This is a genomic window from Nonomuraea sp. NPDC049309 (genome assembly GCF_043196965.1).
In the GTDB taxonomy this organism is placed as follows: Bacteria; Actinomycetota; Actinomycetes; order Streptosporangiales; family Streptosporangiaceae; genus Nonomuraea; species Nonomuraea fastidiosa.
On the sequence record NZ_JBICSH010000001.1, the window covers coordinates 221,425 to 237,359 of the forward strand.

The 15,935-nt window shown below is 69.7% G+C and carries 11 protein-coding genes and 1 CRISPR repeat array; of the genes, 6 read left to right on the forward strand and 5 right to left on the reverse strand.

Going from position 1 to position 15,935, the window contains the following annotated elements:
• Positions 1 to 15: 15 nt before the first annotated feature.
• The 3 genes from ACGFIM_RS01050 to ACGFIM_RS01060 all read right to left on the reverse strand — a co-directional run bounded on the left by ACGFIM_RS01050 (position 16) and on the right by ACGFIM_RS01060 (position 5,153).
• A complete protein-coding gene (locus ACGFIM_RS01050) occupies positions 16 to 2,256 on the reverse strand; it encodes an RAMP superfamily CRISPR-associated protein (RefSeq protein ID WP_393192577.1) in 2,241 nt (746 codons plus the stop codon).
• A 17-nt stretch (positions 2,257 to 2,273) separates the two neighbouring features.
• Positions 2,274 to 3,905 carry a hypothetical protein gene (locus tag ACGFIM_RS01055; protein WP_393192580.1) on the reverse strand — a complete coding sequence of 544 codons (1,632 nt, stop codon included), beginning with the start codon at positions 3,903 to 3,905 and terminating at the stop codon, positions 2,274 to 2,276.
• 168 nt (positions 3,906 to 4,073) lie between these two features.
• Positions 4,074 to 5,153: an SAVED domain-containing protein gene (locus ACGFIM_RS01060; RefSeq protein ID WP_393192583.1), complete on the reverse strand. Its 1,080-nt coding sequence runs from the start codon at positions 5,151 to 5,153 to the stop codon at positions 4,074 to 4,076.
• Positions 5,154 to 5,370: 217 nt separating this feature from the next.
• Here ACGFIM_RS01060 and ACGFIM_RS01065 point away from each other — a divergent pair, with 217 nt between their 5' ends.
• From ACGFIM_RS01065 to ACGFIM_RS01075, 3 genes are all read left to right on the forward strand, one after another.
• A complete protein-coding gene (locus ACGFIM_RS01065; RefSeq protein ID WP_393192586.1) occupies positions 5,371 to 7,485 on the forward strand; it encodes a hypothetical protein in 2,115 nt (704 codons plus the stop codon).
• A gap of 104 nt (positions 7,486 to 7,589) precedes the next feature.
• The gene (locus tag ACGFIM_RS01070) at positions 7,590 to 8,711 is read left to right on the forward strand and encodes a hypothetical protein (RefSeq protein ID WP_393192589.1); all 1,122 of its coding nucleotides are present in this window, start codon (positions 7,590 to 7,592) and stop codon (positions 8,709 to 8,711) included.
• A 136-nt stretch (positions 8,712 to 8,847) separates the two neighbouring features.
• Positions 8,848 to 9,468: direct repeats of the CRISPR family, unit length 30 nt; unit sequence GTCCGCTCATCACCCTGGAGGGATCGCAAC.
• A 97-nt stretch (positions 9,469 to 9,565) separates the two neighbouring features.
• Positions 9,566 to 10,429, forward strand: coding sequence for an IS3 family transposase (locus ACGFIM_RS01075; RefSeq protein ID WP_393192592.1), 864 nt, complete (start codon positions 9,566 to 9,568; stop codon positions 10,427 to 10,429).
• Between the two features lie 378 nt (positions 10,430 to 10,807).
• On the opposite strand, the gene ribD is transcribed toward ACGFIM_RS01075, so the two are convergent.
• Positions 10,808 to 11,581, reverse strand: a complete 774-nt coding sequence (ribD, locus tag ACGFIM_RS01080; RefSeq protein WP_393192595.1) for a bifunctional diaminohydroxyphosphoribosylaminopyrimidine deaminase/5-amino-6-(5-phosphoribosylamino)uracil reductase RibD — start codon at positions 11,579 to 11,581, stop codon at positions 10,808 to 10,810.
• 1,835 nt (positions 11,582 to 13,416) lie between these two features.
• On the opposite strand from ribD, the gene ACGFIM_RS01085 reads away from it, so the two are divergent.
• Positions 13,417 to 13,509 (forward strand): DUF4291 family protein, encoded by a 93-nt coding sequence (locus ACGFIM_RS01085; protein ID WP_393192598.1) that lies wholly within the window; start codon positions 13,417 to 13,419, stop codon positions 13,507 to 13,509.
• 97 nt (positions 13,510 to 13,606) lie between these two features.
• On the forward strand, positions 13,607 to 13,750 hold the full coding sequence (locus ACGFIM_RS01090) for a DUF4291 family protein (protein ID WP_393192601.1): 144 nt from the start codon (positions 13,607 to 13,609) through the stop codon (positions 13,748 to 13,750).
• A gap of 268 nt (positions 13,751 to 14,018) precedes the next feature.
• Here the strand turns inward: ACGFIM_RS01090 and ACGFIM_RS01095 are convergent, their stop codons facing one another.
• The gene (locus tag ACGFIM_RS01095) at positions 14,019 to 14,882 is read right to left on the reverse strand and encodes a helix-turn-helix domain-containing protein (protein ID WP_393192604.1); all 864 of its coding nucleotides are present in this window, start codon (positions 14,880 to 14,882) and stop codon (positions 14,019 to 14,021) included.
• Between the two features lie 110 nt (positions 14,883 to 14,992).
• On the opposite strand from ACGFIM_RS01095, the gene ACGFIM_RS01100 reads away from it, so the two are divergent.
• The gene (locus ACGFIM_RS01100; RefSeq protein WP_393199565.1) at positions 14,993 to 15,790 is read left to right on the forward strand and encodes a hypothetical protein; all 798 of its coding nucleotides are present in this window, start codon (positions 14,993 to 14,995) and stop codon (positions 15,788 to 15,790) included.
• The last annotated feature ends 145 nt before the right edge of the window (positions 15,791 to 15,935 follow it).

Consider the following 15,935-nt stretch of genomic DNA (forward strand, 5'->3'; position numbering starts at 1 on the left):
GCCGTCCTGCCGTCTTCACGCGCCCACCCCCTGCACCTCAGCTCCAGCGGCGTCGCGACGGGCGCGGGCGGCAAGGCAGGCGATGAGCACTGTCGATATCGCCTCCGCGCGCAGTTCAGAACGCAGCGCTTGGACGGCGTCCGCGGTGAGCGAGAGCTCGGCCTCGGGAAGATCCAGCTTGCGCCACACCCAGTCCGGCGAGCTCAGCCGTTTCTCCAGCGCTCTCCGGGCCTTGTCAGGGTCGGGCCAGCGTGCGGTGAGCCGCGCGATCCGCCGCTTCAGGAGCGCAGGGTCCTCCCTGAGCCGGGGGAGCAGGTTCCGGATGTTGTTGAGCCGGCTGATACTCACCTGCTCGAAATCAGCGAGCACGTCGGAACTCACCGCGAGCCGTTCTGCCGCACGGCGGATCTCAGCGCGCCAGGCCGCACGCTCGATGATCCGGGCGTCGGCGTAACCGGCGTCATCGGGCGTCAGCGGCTCGGCCGAAGGAGCCGGCGCGCGTGCGGTGGCGGGGCCGGCATGCCGGCCCTGTTCGGTGAGCAGCCGATCGTTGAAGCGGACCTGGCCGAAGCCTTCACCGCGCCGCAGGCCGACGCCCGTGAGCTCGACCTCGGCGAGGACGTCCGGGGCGAGCCGCCCGGCGATGATCCTGAAGGTCACGCAGCCGCCCGCGGCAGGGCCCAGCAAGCTGGGCTTGGGCAGCCCCCACTTGCGGTGCCAGGACTCCGTCCTGCGCACCTCGTACGAGGTCGGCACGCGATCGTCGTCCTCGAGTACGGGCTCCAGCCGCACGCCGGGCGCCCCGGCCGCGGCGAACGCGTCGCTCAAGGCCCGCCCCAGGTCCGCCGGGTCGGAGCTGAAGGACAACCGCGCATTGAGCACCAGCGTGTCCGACAGCAGCCAGACCCGGAGCAGATCACCCTCATCCAGCGGGGAACGCGTGGCGGGCGCGACGGGCTCGGATCGTACGGTGACCGACACCCGCCCGTAGTCGTCCTTGCTGGAACGGCCCAGCCGCCACGTACCCGCCAGCGCCTTCTGCCAGCCCTCGGGCAACAACCCGGCACGGACGCGGACCTCGGCGGCCAGCACCGTGCCCGGCTCCAGCGCCTGATACACATACACCCCACCGAGATCCCGGGTCGGACGCTGCGTCGCGTCGTTGATCGTGTTGTGCATCGTCGTCGTCATCCCGGGACGGTGGACACGCAGACCGTCACCGACGTATCCGCCGCGCAGCCGCTTCAGCGGCCGGCCGGGAGCTCCAGAGGACACCATGCGGTTCACCACCAGGCCCGGATCATCTTTCGGCCGCGCCAGCACCCGCGGTGCGGGCAGGCCCCGGCGGCCGTCCACCACCGGCGTCGCGGCGGTCACGACGAGATCGCCGCGCCGGGCCGCCGCCGCTGCGGCGCTCGACCGCAGCCGGGCCAGCACCTCGGGGAACAGCATCCAGCCCGGCGCATGGTCGAGCCCGATGACCAGGTTGCCGACCGTACGGTCATGAGCGAGCAACGGGGTCAGCAGCTCCAGCGTCAGCACCGCCCGCTCCCAGCCATCCCCGGCATGAGCGTCGGCCTCGAGCTCCGGTGCCGGCTCGGAACGGGCGGGTGGCCGCGCCGGGGGAAGGCTCAGCCGGTCAATATCCGGCGGCAGGCCCGGCCCGGACAGCTCCAACCTGCACCGCCCGGCGCCCCGGCGGCGCTTGCCCCCGATGCTCTCCACCAGCCTCGCCCCGGCCCACAACAGGGCGAGCGCGCACGCCCGCTGGTCCTCGTCGAGGTCTTCCGCCAGCTCCGCGGAGCCGGTCAGGGTCATGCCGCCGCGGGCCATCTCCTCGTATCGGAACTTCCGCTCCACCGTGGTACGAGATTCGGGGTCGAGCGCGACGCCGGGCTTGACGAACACCACAGCCTCACGCAGGCGCGGCCGGTCGGCGAGCACCCGGCCCAGACGCCCGGGCACGCGCAGCGGGCCGTTCAGCAACAAGGCCGCAGGCCGCGGACCGGCCATCCGCGCGTGCGGCGGCTTGGCGTTCTCCGCCTCGTAATGCGACCGCTGGCTGCCGAACAGGTACTCCACCCACTCGTGCCACGAGCCGCCCAGCGCCCGGGCGGCCACCTCGCACGCGTCACGCCAGACCCCGACCAGCGTCTTGGCGGGAACGTAGGGCAGGCCGTCCGCATCGCGCACCACCTGACGGGCGGCACGCCCTCGCGCGGCCGTGCCCGTGCCGATGTGCCAGTCGCTGAGCATGTGGAGCCGGAGATCCATCACTCTCCTCCCCCTCCGGCGCGGAAGTCTCCGGCGCGGGAGCCTCCGGCGCGGGAGCCTCCGGCGAGGAAGCCGACGGCGTCCATGGCGTCCAGCAGGCCGGTGCAGGCCACACCGTCGTGCGTCCAGAACAGCGAGTCCTCCTCGGCCGCGAGGTCCTTGACGGCGTCCCCGAGACGCGTGGTCAGCAGCGAGAAGCGGCTGTCGGCGACGTCCTTGCCGACGAACAACCCAGACCGCAGATCATGAGCCTGCCCGCCCGCCACGACCTTGTCCCCGTCGCCGTTCGTCCGGCTCAGCGCATCGACCCTGCGCCGCAGATCGTCCCAGTGCCGGTGACGGGACCAGCCGTCCGGATCATGGCCGGGGTCGCCCACCACATAGGGCTGGGCCGTGAGCCGGGTGCCGTCCGGCAGCGTCGTACCGGCGCGCAGCCGCGCCAGATCCGCCACAGCGCTCTCATACAGCACGTGGAACGACAGAGCGCACCGGTCCGGGCCCAGCTTGGCCTTGACGGTCTTGGCTTCCTGCGTCAGCGCCTCGGCCAGGGCGACAGCGCTGCGGAAGGGGTACTGCCGCTTCACGATCGCCACCCCGGCGCTCGCGCCGAGGGCCGGTTCGCCCGCTCGCACCAGCAGCCCGCCGACGCGCTCGTCGTCCTGGGCGTACTCCTGGAACAACGTCAGATAGCGTTCAGTGAACGCCAGGGCCACGGCGCCGTCGCAGATCACGGTCAGGTCGTCTCCGCCCAGCACCAGCGGCAGCAGCGGCAGGCACCCCTCGATCAGGCCCTCCCCACGCGTTTCCAGCTCCGCCACGGTCTGGCGGAACGCCTTCTCCACGCACTCGTCGACGCCTTGCGACAGATCCCGCAGACCGTCGGTGTACCCCTCAGCGGTGGTTCTTCCCTGGCTCCGCATGACCGCGGGAAGGTTCTGGAAGACCCGCCCCAGCCCGTTGCCGTCCACGTGGACGACGGCCGTCCAGTCGGCCCGGAATCCGAGATGATCGACGACCGAGCGCAAAGCGGCACTGCGCTGCGTGTCCCCGCGCGAGGGCCCCATCTTCCCCGTCAGGCGTTCGAGAGCGGACCCGAAAGCCTCCAGCTTCGCGATGCTGGCCGCCGAGCGAGGCTGAAGCTGCTCACCCGGCGCCGGACGGATGATCGCCTTGGCGGGTAACCCGCTCGACGTGCACTGCGCGGCGAGCGGCAGCCCGGGGAATCGCGCCTGCGGCCCAGGCAGGCTCAGACGCACAGTGGCAAGCTGGGCGCGGGTCCGGTGCAGCGCTTCCGCCAGGGCGTCCGCCCCGTCCCACTCGAACGCCGGCCCGACCGCTCCGCACACGTCCAAACCTGGAGCCTCATCCAAAGCCCGGTCGGTGATCGCCCTGACCAGCGCACGTCCGATGCCGGGCTCACGCACCAGCGCGATGATCCCTCCCGCGTTGGCCGTCACCACCTCCACCGGTTCCGTCCGGATGCGCGAGGCGCGGCTGGCGTCGGACTGGCTCAGTGCCTCGTCGAGCCATGACTCCTCGATCCGGGTGACCAGGTACGAGGCCCCCACGTTCTCCCGCCGCTTGGTGGATTCGAAGATGAAGCGCTGAGTGCCGGACGTGCCGAGCACCACGGGGTACACCTTCAAGCCGGTCGCCTTCCGCTCTGCTGTCGCGTTTCATCACCACTCCTGACAGATGGACGAAACGCAACCGGAGCCATCGGGCCAGGGGGACGGTACGGGGGCACCTTAACCACCGGAAGCCGCTCGCACCTTGCGTTTCGCCTCAGTCGTCACCCGTCAGGCAGGAGGCGGCGGGAACGGCTCATACACGCCGAGCGCCCTGTTGAACGAGAACGCGGTCCAACGACCCTGGTCCGCGCCCGCAAGACGGGCCCCCAGCGCGAGACAGACGGCGACCGGGCCGCTGAGGAAGATGGCGTGCCGGCCGGTACGGGCCACCGCGGGGAGCGCGGCCGCACCCCAAGCCTCGCAGATCTGCTCCACGGCCCCGGTGAAGGTCTGCTGATCCGAGGCGAGGAGCCGACCGTTGCTGCGGACACGCAGCAGATGGCCGATGCCCTGCTCTTCACAGCTCGCGACCACCGGGTCGAAGAACTGATCACCGCGTCCCTGCAGATCGAGCGCCAGCGCCGTCTTCGCCGGATCGCCCTGCAAGACCTCGAGCCGGTCGACGATCAGCGGACGGACGGTGGGCTCCATGACCCGCAGAGAGGTCGCCGGGAAATGGGACGGGTTGCCGTCGAGACGGATGGCGTGCACCACGATCTCGCGGGAGTGGGTCTGACCCAGCCTGGCGCCGAAATAGAAGGCGACGTGCAGCGGCATGGTCGGGATCAGATTGATCCTGGCGGCGCCGGGAGAGAGGCGTTCGGCGATCGTGATGCTGGTCAGCGTCTCGTCCGCCAGGTCCTCGACCAGCGCCTTGGCCTGCGGGCCGACGCCGGCCAGCTCCACGCCCGTCTTCAGGGTGAGCGCGCAGGTGGAGAGGCTGTAGTTCTCGGCCTGCTGGTCGTGGCGGCTGCCGGAGGCGCCGTCGCGGCGGGTGTCCGTGGCGGTCACCACGATGCCGATCTGCACATTGCGCCTCGAAAGCCGGCGCTGCCACCAGCCGATGCCGATGAAGAACAGCCCGAGCACACCGAACAGGACGAACCACCACAACCCGGTCGTCACCCCTGTGATGACCGCTTTGGCGGCTTCGATCAGGAACCCGCCCGCGACCATGCTGCCCAGGGCGATCATCGCGGTTCCGTCCCACACCGCCTGCCGCCAGCTCGCGGCCTCCTGCGAACCAGTGCCCGCCCCGACCACCGTCATCCGCGGGGCGGCCGGGTCCTTCACGCCCTCCACCGTCATGCCCACCATTTTCGAGATCGCCGTCGTCGCTCGCGGGGCGATGACGGAAAATGCCGTACGCCCCCTCTCTGTATCTGATGGACGAGCATCATCGTGACGAGCAATCTGGACGGCCGGGAGGGGGAACAGGGTGAAAAACCCGGTCAAGACACTGCTGTTCCATCCCCTCGGCGCCGGTGACCTAGGCTTCCCACCACGCAGCAGCGAGATCGGGCCCGTGGACTTCGAAGGCGATCCCGACGCGCCCGGCCTGCACCGGCGGCCCCTGCGCAAGATCCTCACCTCAGGAGTCGTGGTCGACGCGGTGGTGCTCCTGGCCACCGTGAACACCCACCGGCCCGGCGCCGCGACATTCGCCCACTACGGCAGGCTCCTGCGCGACCGGCTCTGCTCATCACCAGGCCTGTTCGGACGCACCTTCCCCGCCGAGAACGTACGCGTCGCGGAGGTGGCCGAGCCCACCACACGCCATGGCACCGGCCCCGCCGCCACCGCCCTCGCCCATTTCAAGCCGCGCGAATGCCTCGTCACCTCCGGCTCCGGCTCCTACGCCCTGGGCGCCGCAGCCCTGATCGCCGCCCTCGAAGCCGGCATCCCCGTGAGCCTGCTGCCCGTCGACGACCCGGCGGCTCCGTACCGGCTGGAAGACCTGATCACCTCCGCAGGAGCCCTGCGCAACCGGCTCCTGCGCCACCGCTTCTGGGCCGAACTCGCCCAGTACGATCCGGCAGACGCGGACCTGTGGCGGCTGCTGGACGCCCGGCAACGCGCCGACGTAAGCCTCGCCCGCCAGGCCCGCCAGAAGGGCCTGCCCGGATTCACCGACGGCCAGCTGGCGAAACTGACCGAACTCTGGCCGTCGGTCCAGGCCGCCTTCTTCGAGCGGGCCGCCCGCGGCGAAGCCATCGACCAGTCCCTGCTAAGGGCCTGGTACGTACGGCACCTCGCCGGACGACTGGACCGCGAACGCGACACCCTGTCCCCACCCACCCGCACGCTCATCTCCACACTGGTGGGAAAACTGACCGTACGCGACCCACGGCACGGCAGCGCGACCCTCCTTGACCAGGCACGACAGCGCATCCCCGCCACCGATACCGGCGCCTGCGCGGCCATCCTCCGCGACCAGCGGCTCACCCGCTTCTACGCCGACGCCGCCACGCACACCGCCCACCTACGCGAGCAACGCCCCCCGCTGCCGACGACCGTGATCGAGCAGGCCAAGGTCTGGGAACGCGGCGACCTGGCCGTCGACCTGCTCAAAACCCGCGGCATGACACCCTGGCCCGTCCTCGGCAGCGGCGACGTCCTCGTCCTGATGTCCGTGGGGATCGGCTGGGACGACGCATCGGACGTACAAGGCAAACAAGCCCTGACGGAAGTCATCGACTGGGTCAAGCGCCACAATCCCGGACAGATCAGACTCCGCCTCCTGGCGAGCCCAGAGACGACCGCCCGCGCGCAGGCACTGGCCACCTGGGCACGCACCCGCGCCGAAGCCGAGACGGTCGGCCCCCTGCCTACCGCAGACGTGGCACGAGCCGCCGACCAGATCCACCATGCCCTCCAGGCCGCCGGACCTCCCACAGGCAGATCCGGATCAGGCAGCCTGCGCGACGTCGACGACATCGTCCTGGTCATCAACCCCGGCAAACCCGACATCGGCAACGCGATGATCGCAGCCGGCATCACCTGGTCACTGACCGCCGCCTGCCCTCTGCGCGTCGTCGAACTCACCCGCGACCAAGGCATACGCCCCGTCGCCCGCGACGGCGGCAGAGTACTCCGCCGCCTCGGACCCGACCCCGTGCTGGCCGAGCTCGCCGGTCACGCCCTGCGCAGGCTCGACCTGCGTACCGCATGGACCCTGCTCGGGCACGGCTCGCCGGCCCTCGACCCGCTGCGCAAAGCCGTCGACACCCTCCACCGCGAGCTGTACGCAGACACGGACCGGCGGCACGAGGCCGCCCGGCAACGCCTCACCCTCATCGGACACGTCCTCGGCGACCAGCCGTGGCCGGCCTGCCACCTGGCCATCGAGACCTTGCGGCCGGGGCTGTTCGACTGGAACACCTGGAGCGCCCTCACCGCCCGCTCACCGGCCCTGAAGGAACTGGAGCGCCTGCGCAACGCCTCACCGTACGCACACCTCCTCGACCGCCTCCGTCAGGGCCGGCGGCAGCCCGTCGAACCGCCTCATCCTGACAAAGTGCGCGCTCTGCTAGCACGGGCCGTCAACGACCTGGGCGGCATGGACAACGCGATCTTCGACCGCTATCGGCGGTTGTGCCGGGAACTGGAGGCGTTCGCGGCGGCGCATCGCTTATGCTGAGGCCGTTCGACGGCTGCGCCGGAGAGCATCGACGAGGCGACATCGCCTCCTCCTGAGGAGGCCGCCCACAGGGCGGCCTGGTTTCACGTGCCTCAGGAGGTTCTGTGCGATCCCTCGCCCACGTCGCCCACCCGGACGACGCGCTCGCGTTCCCCGCGTTCTACGCCCTCACCGCACCCGCCATACGCGCCGCCGCAAGCGGACCTTTGCGCCGAGCCCGGCACGCCGGCGCCGCATGCCATGCCCCAATCGGATCAGGCTTCTGCGCCGAATGCGAGGCCACCATCGACGACCTCATCCTGACCACCTTCACCCGCCTGCGCGGCCCGCTCCCCACCACCCGCTCGGGGGAGCCGGTCAGGGAACTGGCCCTCGTACGCGAGCACCTCACCTCGCCGGAGGCCGCCAACGAGGACGTGACCATCCCTGCGCACGCCCTGCGACGCCCCCCGTCCGAGGGCGAGGCGGCGTGGCTGCGCGCCGCCCGCGCCCAGCTCGTCCACTACCCCCTGGCACGCTTGGAGGAGAAGGTCCGCCGTGACGACGCCGTCCGACGCGGCGCCGCAGCCCGGCCCGACCGAGACCTCCGCCAAGCCGCCTGGGCGGCACCCCTCCGCACCGACCCGGTAGCCCTCGACCTGCTCATCTTCGCCGTCTTCCGCGCACGGCGAGGCACACCGGAACGTGACATCCCCGCCGACCTGTGCGAACGCCACGGGCTCAGCCAGGAAGAGGCGCGCCGCCGCTTGAACGCCGCCCTCCGGCGCCTGCGCACCCTCAACCCCGCCTTCTACGCCGCCAACCTCGGCGACGAACCATTCGCCAGGGTGCCCTGGACAACCGGATGCGCGCCTTCACACGATGCCGACCCCGACAGAGAAGACGCACGACAGACCCTGCGTCACCTCCTCACCCAGTCCAGCCATGTGCGTCGGCGCACCTACGAGACGGTGATCTCCCACATCTGCGCTGCTGCGCAGGAAGCTGACCACGCTAGCCCGATCGATCTCACCACGATCGCCCCAAACCTCACACCAGCCGATGCGCGGCACCTGTTCCTGATCTTGACCCCACTTGTCGTCGCCGCAGGTCTGGACTGGTGCGAGGCACAATGCGCAACCGCCTCCGCACTTCCTAGGACGCATGTCGACTGGGCTCATGCCCCTACCCTCGTCGCTTCCGGGCAGCGCGAGCCGACCCTCGCCTCGGCGGTGTACCGAGGCTAGAGTGCCATCCATGGCAGTGCGGATCGCCGGGCGGGCACCCCTCCTGACCTGCGCATCTGCACTACCGCCGGACTGCTGCAAAATCCGCGCTTCAAGCCCGTCGACCCACCCCTGTGACCTGCGGCTTTACCCTGGGGTCCGCTCATCACCCTGGAGGGATCGCAACGCCTTCTGGTTGCTCAGCTCTTGGCTGAGTTCATCCAGTCCGCTCATCACCCTGGAGGGATCGCAACGCACGCTCCGCAACGCCAAGTCGCCTGGCGCTGGCGTCCGCTCATCACCCTGGAGGGATCGCAACAGCGATACCCCGGCCATTTCCGCCACCGTACGAGGACGTCCGCTCATCACCCTGGAGGGATCGCAACATCGTGGATTCCCCGCTGCCCGCCGGCGAGCGGGGTCCGCTCATCACCCTGGAGGGATCGCAACCCGATCTCGTCGCCTACGTCCTGAAGATCGATCGCGGGTCCGCTCATCACCCTGGAGGGATCGCAACGCCATCAGGGGAACGTGGTGGAGGTTCATGCACCCGAGTCCGCTCATCACCCTGGAGGGATCGCAACGTGGTCTGCCCGTCAAGCTCGATCCGGTACCGGACGTCCGCTCATCACCCTGGAGGGATCGCAACTAGTTGTCGAGGTTGGGGTGGTGGCGGATGGTCTTGGGTCCGCTCATCACCCTGGAGGGATCGCAGCGCCACCAGCTCGGCGACACCTACCAGACACTGATCCGCTCATCACGGTGATCAGCAGCGAGCGGGAGGAAGTGGCGGCGTTGCGGCGCGAGAACCGGCGCCTGCGCGAGGACGTCGACATCCTCAAGCGAGCGACGGCTTTCTTCGCCAAACAGACCCGGTGAACGTGCACCCGTTCATCGAGGCGGAGAAGCAAGGCGGCCACAGCGTCAAACGCGTCTGTGAGCTGCTGGGAGTCTCCCGTGCCGCCTTTTACGCCCGCCGCAATGCCACCCCCGGCCCGCGCGCAACCCGCGACGCCGAGCAGATCGCCCGGGTGCACGCCCGCTCCCGGGGCAGCTACGGCGCGCCCCGCGTGCACGCGCAGCTGCGGCAGGACGGTCAGCGGTGCGGGCGCAGACGGGTGGCCCGGCTGATGCGCGCGCTCGGCCTGGCCGGCCGCTACAGGCCCCGCCGGCAGACCACCACCATCCCCGGCTTACACGCCGGCGTACGGCCGGATTTGATCGAGCGCGACTTCACCCCCGGCCCGGCCGGGCTCGATGAGCGCTGGTGCGGCGACATCACCTACATCCCCACCGGGGAAGGCCGGCTGTATCCGGCCACCGTGATCGACATCGCCTCCCGCCGCGTGGTCGGCTGGGCGGCCGCCGATCACTGCGCACCGGCCTGGTCGCCGAGGCTCTTGCAGCAGGCCTGCGCCCGCCGCCGCCCGGCCGGACCGGTGATCTTCCACTCCGACCGCGGCTGCCAATACACCAGCGCCGGCTACGCCCGCCTGGCCGCACAACTCGGCGTGCGGCTGTCGATCGGGCGCACCGGCCAATGCTGGGACAACGCGCCGGCCGAATCGTTCTTCGCCACCCTCAAAGGCGAACTGCTCGACCTTTGCTCCTGGCCCACCCGCGCCGCTGCCCACCACGCGATCTTCGAGTACATCGAAGGCTGGTACAACCTCCACCGCCTCCACAGCAGCCTGGGCTACCGCAGCCCCGCCGACTACGAGACCATTGCCGCTACCTGACCACCACAATGACGGTGTCCGCCAAAACGGAGCAAGCTCAGGATCGCAACAGCATGACCTTGTGCGAGTGGCGCCGCCCGTGCACCTTCGTCGCTCATCACCTCTGGAGGGATCGCAACCTGCTGGTCCAGGTCGTGTTGCCGTGCGCGTCCCGCCCGGGTCGCTCATCACCCCTGGAGGGATGAGCGAAACGATGGTGGTCAGCTAATCAACAGCGCATCGCAACCAGAGCCGGTGAGCGGCTTGCTGGCGTACACGCCTACTAAACGACGACCTACTCTCGGTCGTAATACGAACGTATTCTCACGTCGAATGCCAACCGCCGCCGTTATTCTCGCCGAGCTTGGATCAGCACGTGGTCTTGCAAACGTCGAACGGTCACATGCGGAATCCTGCTGGAGGCAGCGGCCCACCTTGCGAGGAGGCGGCTCGGTCGGACAGCCGAACAAGCAGTTCATCAACTAGGCCGGCAGACGAGTACCGTTCGGCGGCTCCTCGTTCACCGAGCACGAGCAGGGATCGGACCCCCGAGGAGTAGAGAATCTGGAGCGTCTTCTCGGGTTCGTCCTGCGGCAGCTTGTCAGGCAGTACGAAGGTGTCGCCGTGCCCGCCCGGAACACCCTCCCGCAACCGCTCATCCTCACCGAGCACGGCGTCGTAACAGCACACCTCAACGGGCGATTCTTCGCGGCCGTCCTCGGCACCGGCGCTATACGCCCATGTCACGTACGGAGTGCCTCGTCTCAGCGCGGTGAGCCAGGGGCGCAGCACCCGCTCGGCCTCGTCCTGCAGAACCCCCACTTCCACGTCCACTCCGGCTCGGCGCAGTTCGGCCACGCCACCTGCGCCGCGCGAAGTCGGATCGATCAAGGCGGCCACCACCCGCGCGATCCCGGCCTCGATCAGCAGCGCTCGGCAGGCAGGGGCGAGACCAACATGGTTGCAGGGTTCCAGCGTCACAACCGCCGTACCGCCACGCGCCGCCGGCCCCGCTGCGGCCAAGGCATTGCCCTCTGCGTGTGCCTCGCCCTTGCGACGGTGAAAGCCTTCGCCGACCACATGGCCGCCTGCGTCGAGGATCACGCAGCCCACCGGTGGATTGGGGCTCGTGGTGCCGAGGCCCAGCGCCGCCAGGGCGATCGCACGTCGCATGGCAGCGACCTCTGTTCCGGAGGCCATCAGACCGCAGTCGTAGCGTTGAGCTCAGTTGAAAATTCCGCAGCCGGCTCCAGCTGAGCCTGGCGTGCAAGCTGAGGCGCGACCGAAGTGACCATGGAGAGAATTCTGGTCGATCCGTTGTCTTGAGCAACAGTCAGCGCTTGGATGGCCGTGTACGACTGCTGCTTCGGGTTCGTTTCTGCGGTCAGCGCGACCGGCAGCCCGGCATGTGCCAGACCGCCTCGGCGAGGCTGACCACTTTGGCGCCGTTGCCCTCTGACTGCGCCTGCTGGCTGCGCCGGAACAAGGTCCACGTCACCATTGGACGATCATCGGCCTCAGGGCCCACTCCATCGCGTGTCCCGTCCATAGACGGCTCGCCGCCAGATTTCCCGCGTCTTCGTACAGCCACGCCGCGGACTCGGCGTACAACGCAGCGAGACGAAGAGCCTCATCGCGAAGTGGAGGACGGACGTAGCGGAGCAACGTCGTCGAAATGGTGAGTTGCGTACACACGCCGCCGCGAGCATGCCTCGGCCCAAGGAGGTCGTCCGTCCTGACGAGGGCGTGCCACTGCTCACCGAGATGGGAGAGCAGTTCCTCGGTGTGGCTGGCGGAGAGGCGTTGCACGCGGTGGTCCACCAACGGGTCGACAACCGGTACGGGCAGCTCCGGAGTGCTCACCGCTCTGGCCTGACCCCGAGCTGAAGATCCTGCTCCAGGCCGCTGCCCCGAGCGTTCTGGTACGAGCTGGACGAGTTCGCCGGCGGCGCCCCATGCGGGTTCCAGTTGGTGTGCCAGGGGGCAGGGAAGCATCTTCTCACCGAAGGTCGTCATCGCCTGCCCGCACGTTTCAGAAGCGTGTTGACTCTTCACCGCAGATTGCTTGGGCGCTGAACGGGCGAGAAAAGGCGGGACGATAAGGCTTGGGCGGCAGTTGGATGGGGTCACGGAAGGCTGGTGGCTACACTGCCACTGGTCCTCGTCTCGAGTGCTGCCCAAGACCAAAGTGCTGTCCGTGGCGGGGAGGAACACCGCGTGGGCCCTTCTGACCTGCGCGTCTGCACTACCGGCGGATGCTGCAGAATCCATCCTCAAAGCGTGTCAGTCGAACCATCTGACCTGCAGCTGCACCCTGGGGTCGCTCATCACTCTGGAGGGATCGCAACAAGTGCGCCACGGCCTGGGTGTAATCCGGGCGAGGTCGCTCATCACCTGGAGCGATTGCCTTTGTGGGGTCGGGGACAGTTGTGCTGCTGGGGTAGAGCGGGTGCGACCGACGATCGGTGAGCGCGGGGAGATCCTGCGGTGGGAGCTGCCGCGTCTGGTGCGGGTGTCCTGGCTGTTCGGGCCGGACGCCGATGAGTGGCCGGAACGAGCGAGGTCGGGGTGCGCCTGACCTCGGGAGCTGCCGGGGGCACCGCGTTCGGATTGGTCCAGGCGGCGGTTGTCGGGAGCCTGTGTCCCGACCTACGGCCCGGCTGCCGGCGGTAGGGCACCGTTGCTGCCGCATTGGAGTCGGTGTGGTGTGAACGTTCCGGTGGCAGGTTGCGTTCGCTGCGGTCCTCGGCGGGCGTAGGGGTAGGGGTGCCCGGCTGGAGGCATGGGCGGCGGTCGCACTCAGGCTGTGGCGTCGGCTCGGCGAGCGTTTGATGCGTTGCCGGGCGATCATCGCGTTGGGCAGGCTGGTGCGCGCTGTGAACGTTCCGCACCGGCAGATCCGGGCCCTTTCACCGAGCGATCCATCACCGTCTACCAGGCCTGCAACGCGTCCATCGCCCCCCGCCGTCGCCGCCCAGCGGTTCGTGCCGCCGTTCAAGCGGGAGTGGATGACGTGGATCAAGCCCTCGTTTCTATGGATGATGTACCGCTGTGGTCACTCACGAAGCACGGTCAGGAGCGGGTGCTGGCGCTCGAGGTGAGCCGTGAGGGTTTCGAGTGGGCGCCGGCCGACTCCTGCCTCAGCCACGACGACGGGTGGCCGGGGTGGGCGGAGCGGCTGCGCCGGAGCCCGGCCCGGTGCGCATCCAGTGGGATCCCGAGCGCGGGCTGCGGCATGAGGTTTTGCCGTACCGGTCGATCCAGGTGGGGCTGGGCGGGGTGGCGGTGCGGCGGTACGTGGAGGAGTGGACGGTTCACCGATATCACGGACTTGGTCGGTGAGGTGCGTGCGGCGGTGCAGGGCGGTGTGGACGCTCGTGAGCTGCTGCCGGTCGAGCGGCCGTACGGGTTGCCGCGTGAGCCGGCGGAGACGATAGGCGCGAGCGTGGAGTGAGGGGGCGGCGGCGTGGGTAGGCGTGTGCCCGGCCGCCGCGTCCTCGCCGCTCATCCCGGTTCAGTGCACCGCCGGCCGTTGCGCTTCCCGCACGAGGCGTTGCGCGATCGTGGTGGAGCCGCTGGAACGCTCCCAGGGCCGCGTTTCGCAGGTGGTTCAGGGGGCGTAGTCGATTCGGGGGCTCTGTGTTCCTGTGGCGCCGCGGCGCCAGTGTGGTGGTTCGTTCTGGCGTGGGCCGGGCTCGACGGTGACCGCGGTGGTGTAGTGGCCGGGCGGCACGTCGTACGAGAACGGGCCGCAGGTGCGCGTCTGGCCTGCGGCGAGCGCGCCCAGCTCGCACGTGCGGAGGGTTTTCGCCAGGGGTGTGCGTGATAGGGCGTTGTGGAGCCAGACGTAGGCGACGGCGCCTTCGGCCGTGCCGGTGGCGCGCAGGTCGAGGGAGGCGACCACCTCGCCGTCGGTCACGGCGATGCACGGCTGCACCGATATCGGTACGCGTGGCGAGGCGAGGGGTGTGCGGCACCGGGTGGGGACGTCCGGGACGGTCTGGCCCGATGCCCAGACGAACGCCGCGGTGGCGAGGAGGGCCAGCGCCGTGCCGATGATCGCCGCGGCCTTCCAGAGAGCGCGGGGGCGTTTCCCGATGACGGGTGGGCGGTGCTCGTGGTCCGCTGCGCCGGCCGGGTTCGTCTCGGTGGTCGTGTCCGGTTCGGGGCGCGCGGGTTCGCCTGCGGCGGGCTGGGCGTGCTGCTTGACCTGGTCGTTGATCTCGTGCCAGCGCCGTTCCCACTCGGCGGTGTCCGTCACGCCGCAGGCGCGTACGTAGTCGAGGGTCGCCGACAGGCTGGGCAGCCGGAGACCTTTCGCGGCTTCGGAGAGCCTGCTGGGGGAGCAGCCGACCCGGGAGGCCATGGTCCGGTACGTCGGTTGCCCGGCCGCCACGCGCAGCTGACGCAGGTCGTGCGCGAAGCGTTCGATCAACCCGCCTTCGGGATCGAGTTTCCGCTCTGGCCTGCCCATTCACCCCGCCTTGTTGATCAGAATCGTTGATCGGTGGTGATCAATCAAAGCGTGGCAAGGATGGGCCGTGCTGAACAAGTCGGCCAGCTGAGGAGGCATGAGTGAAGACGATGTTCGCGGCGGCGGTCGCGGTCGCCATGGCGTGTTGCGGGGTCGCGGCGCCCGCGCAGGCCGCTACGGGGGTGGCCTTCCGTTCGTACTCCGGCGCGAGCCCGAGCGCCCACCAGGCGAACTTCGAGCGCTTGCGCAGCCAGGGTTACCGGCCGATCTCGGTGAGCGTCTCGAGGGGGCCGAAGTACGCGGCCATCTGGGTCAAGAGCGGAGGGCCTGCCTGGATCTCCCGGAGCGGGATGTCGGAGGCCTCGTTCAAGGCGCGCTTCGACGAGTACCTCGCGCAGGGGTACCAGCCGATATCGGTGTCGGCGACGGGACCGGCGGGCGGGGCGACGTTCGCCGCGCTGTGGGAGAAGCGCTCCGAACGGTTCTTCTCGCGCATGGGGCTCACCGGGTCGCAGTTCGCCGCCGTCAACAAGAAGGCGTTCGCGGACGGGTACGTGCCGGTCTCGATTGATGTGTACGGTACGCCGTCAGATCCCCGGTACGTCGCCGTCTGGCGGAAGGGCCAGGGCGGTTGGTACTACTCGTACGGGAAGACGTTCGCCGGGCACAAGAGCTTCTTCAAGCAGCGCACCGCTGAGGGATACCGCCCGACGGCGGTCGCGGTGGGCCCGGGCGGGAACAGGTTCTCCGCGGTGTACCGCAAGGACGGGGTCCGGCCGTGGTACCACTACATCGACAGCTCTCCGGCCGCCTACCAGCGCAGGTTCGACAGCATGGTGGCGCGGGGGCTGCGGCCGGTGCAGGTGAACATCGAGGACGGTGTGTACGCCTCGATCTGGATCAGGTGACCGGGGCCCGGCTGATGTCTCGTACGGGTGAGTGATCCCCGGGAGGGCGCGCGTCTGGTCGCCGGGGGTTTGAGCCGTCTGGCGGCCGGACCGCCGGCGACCGGCCGACGTGGGGCTGCCGGTCCCGGCGGGCTGGAGGGCGGCG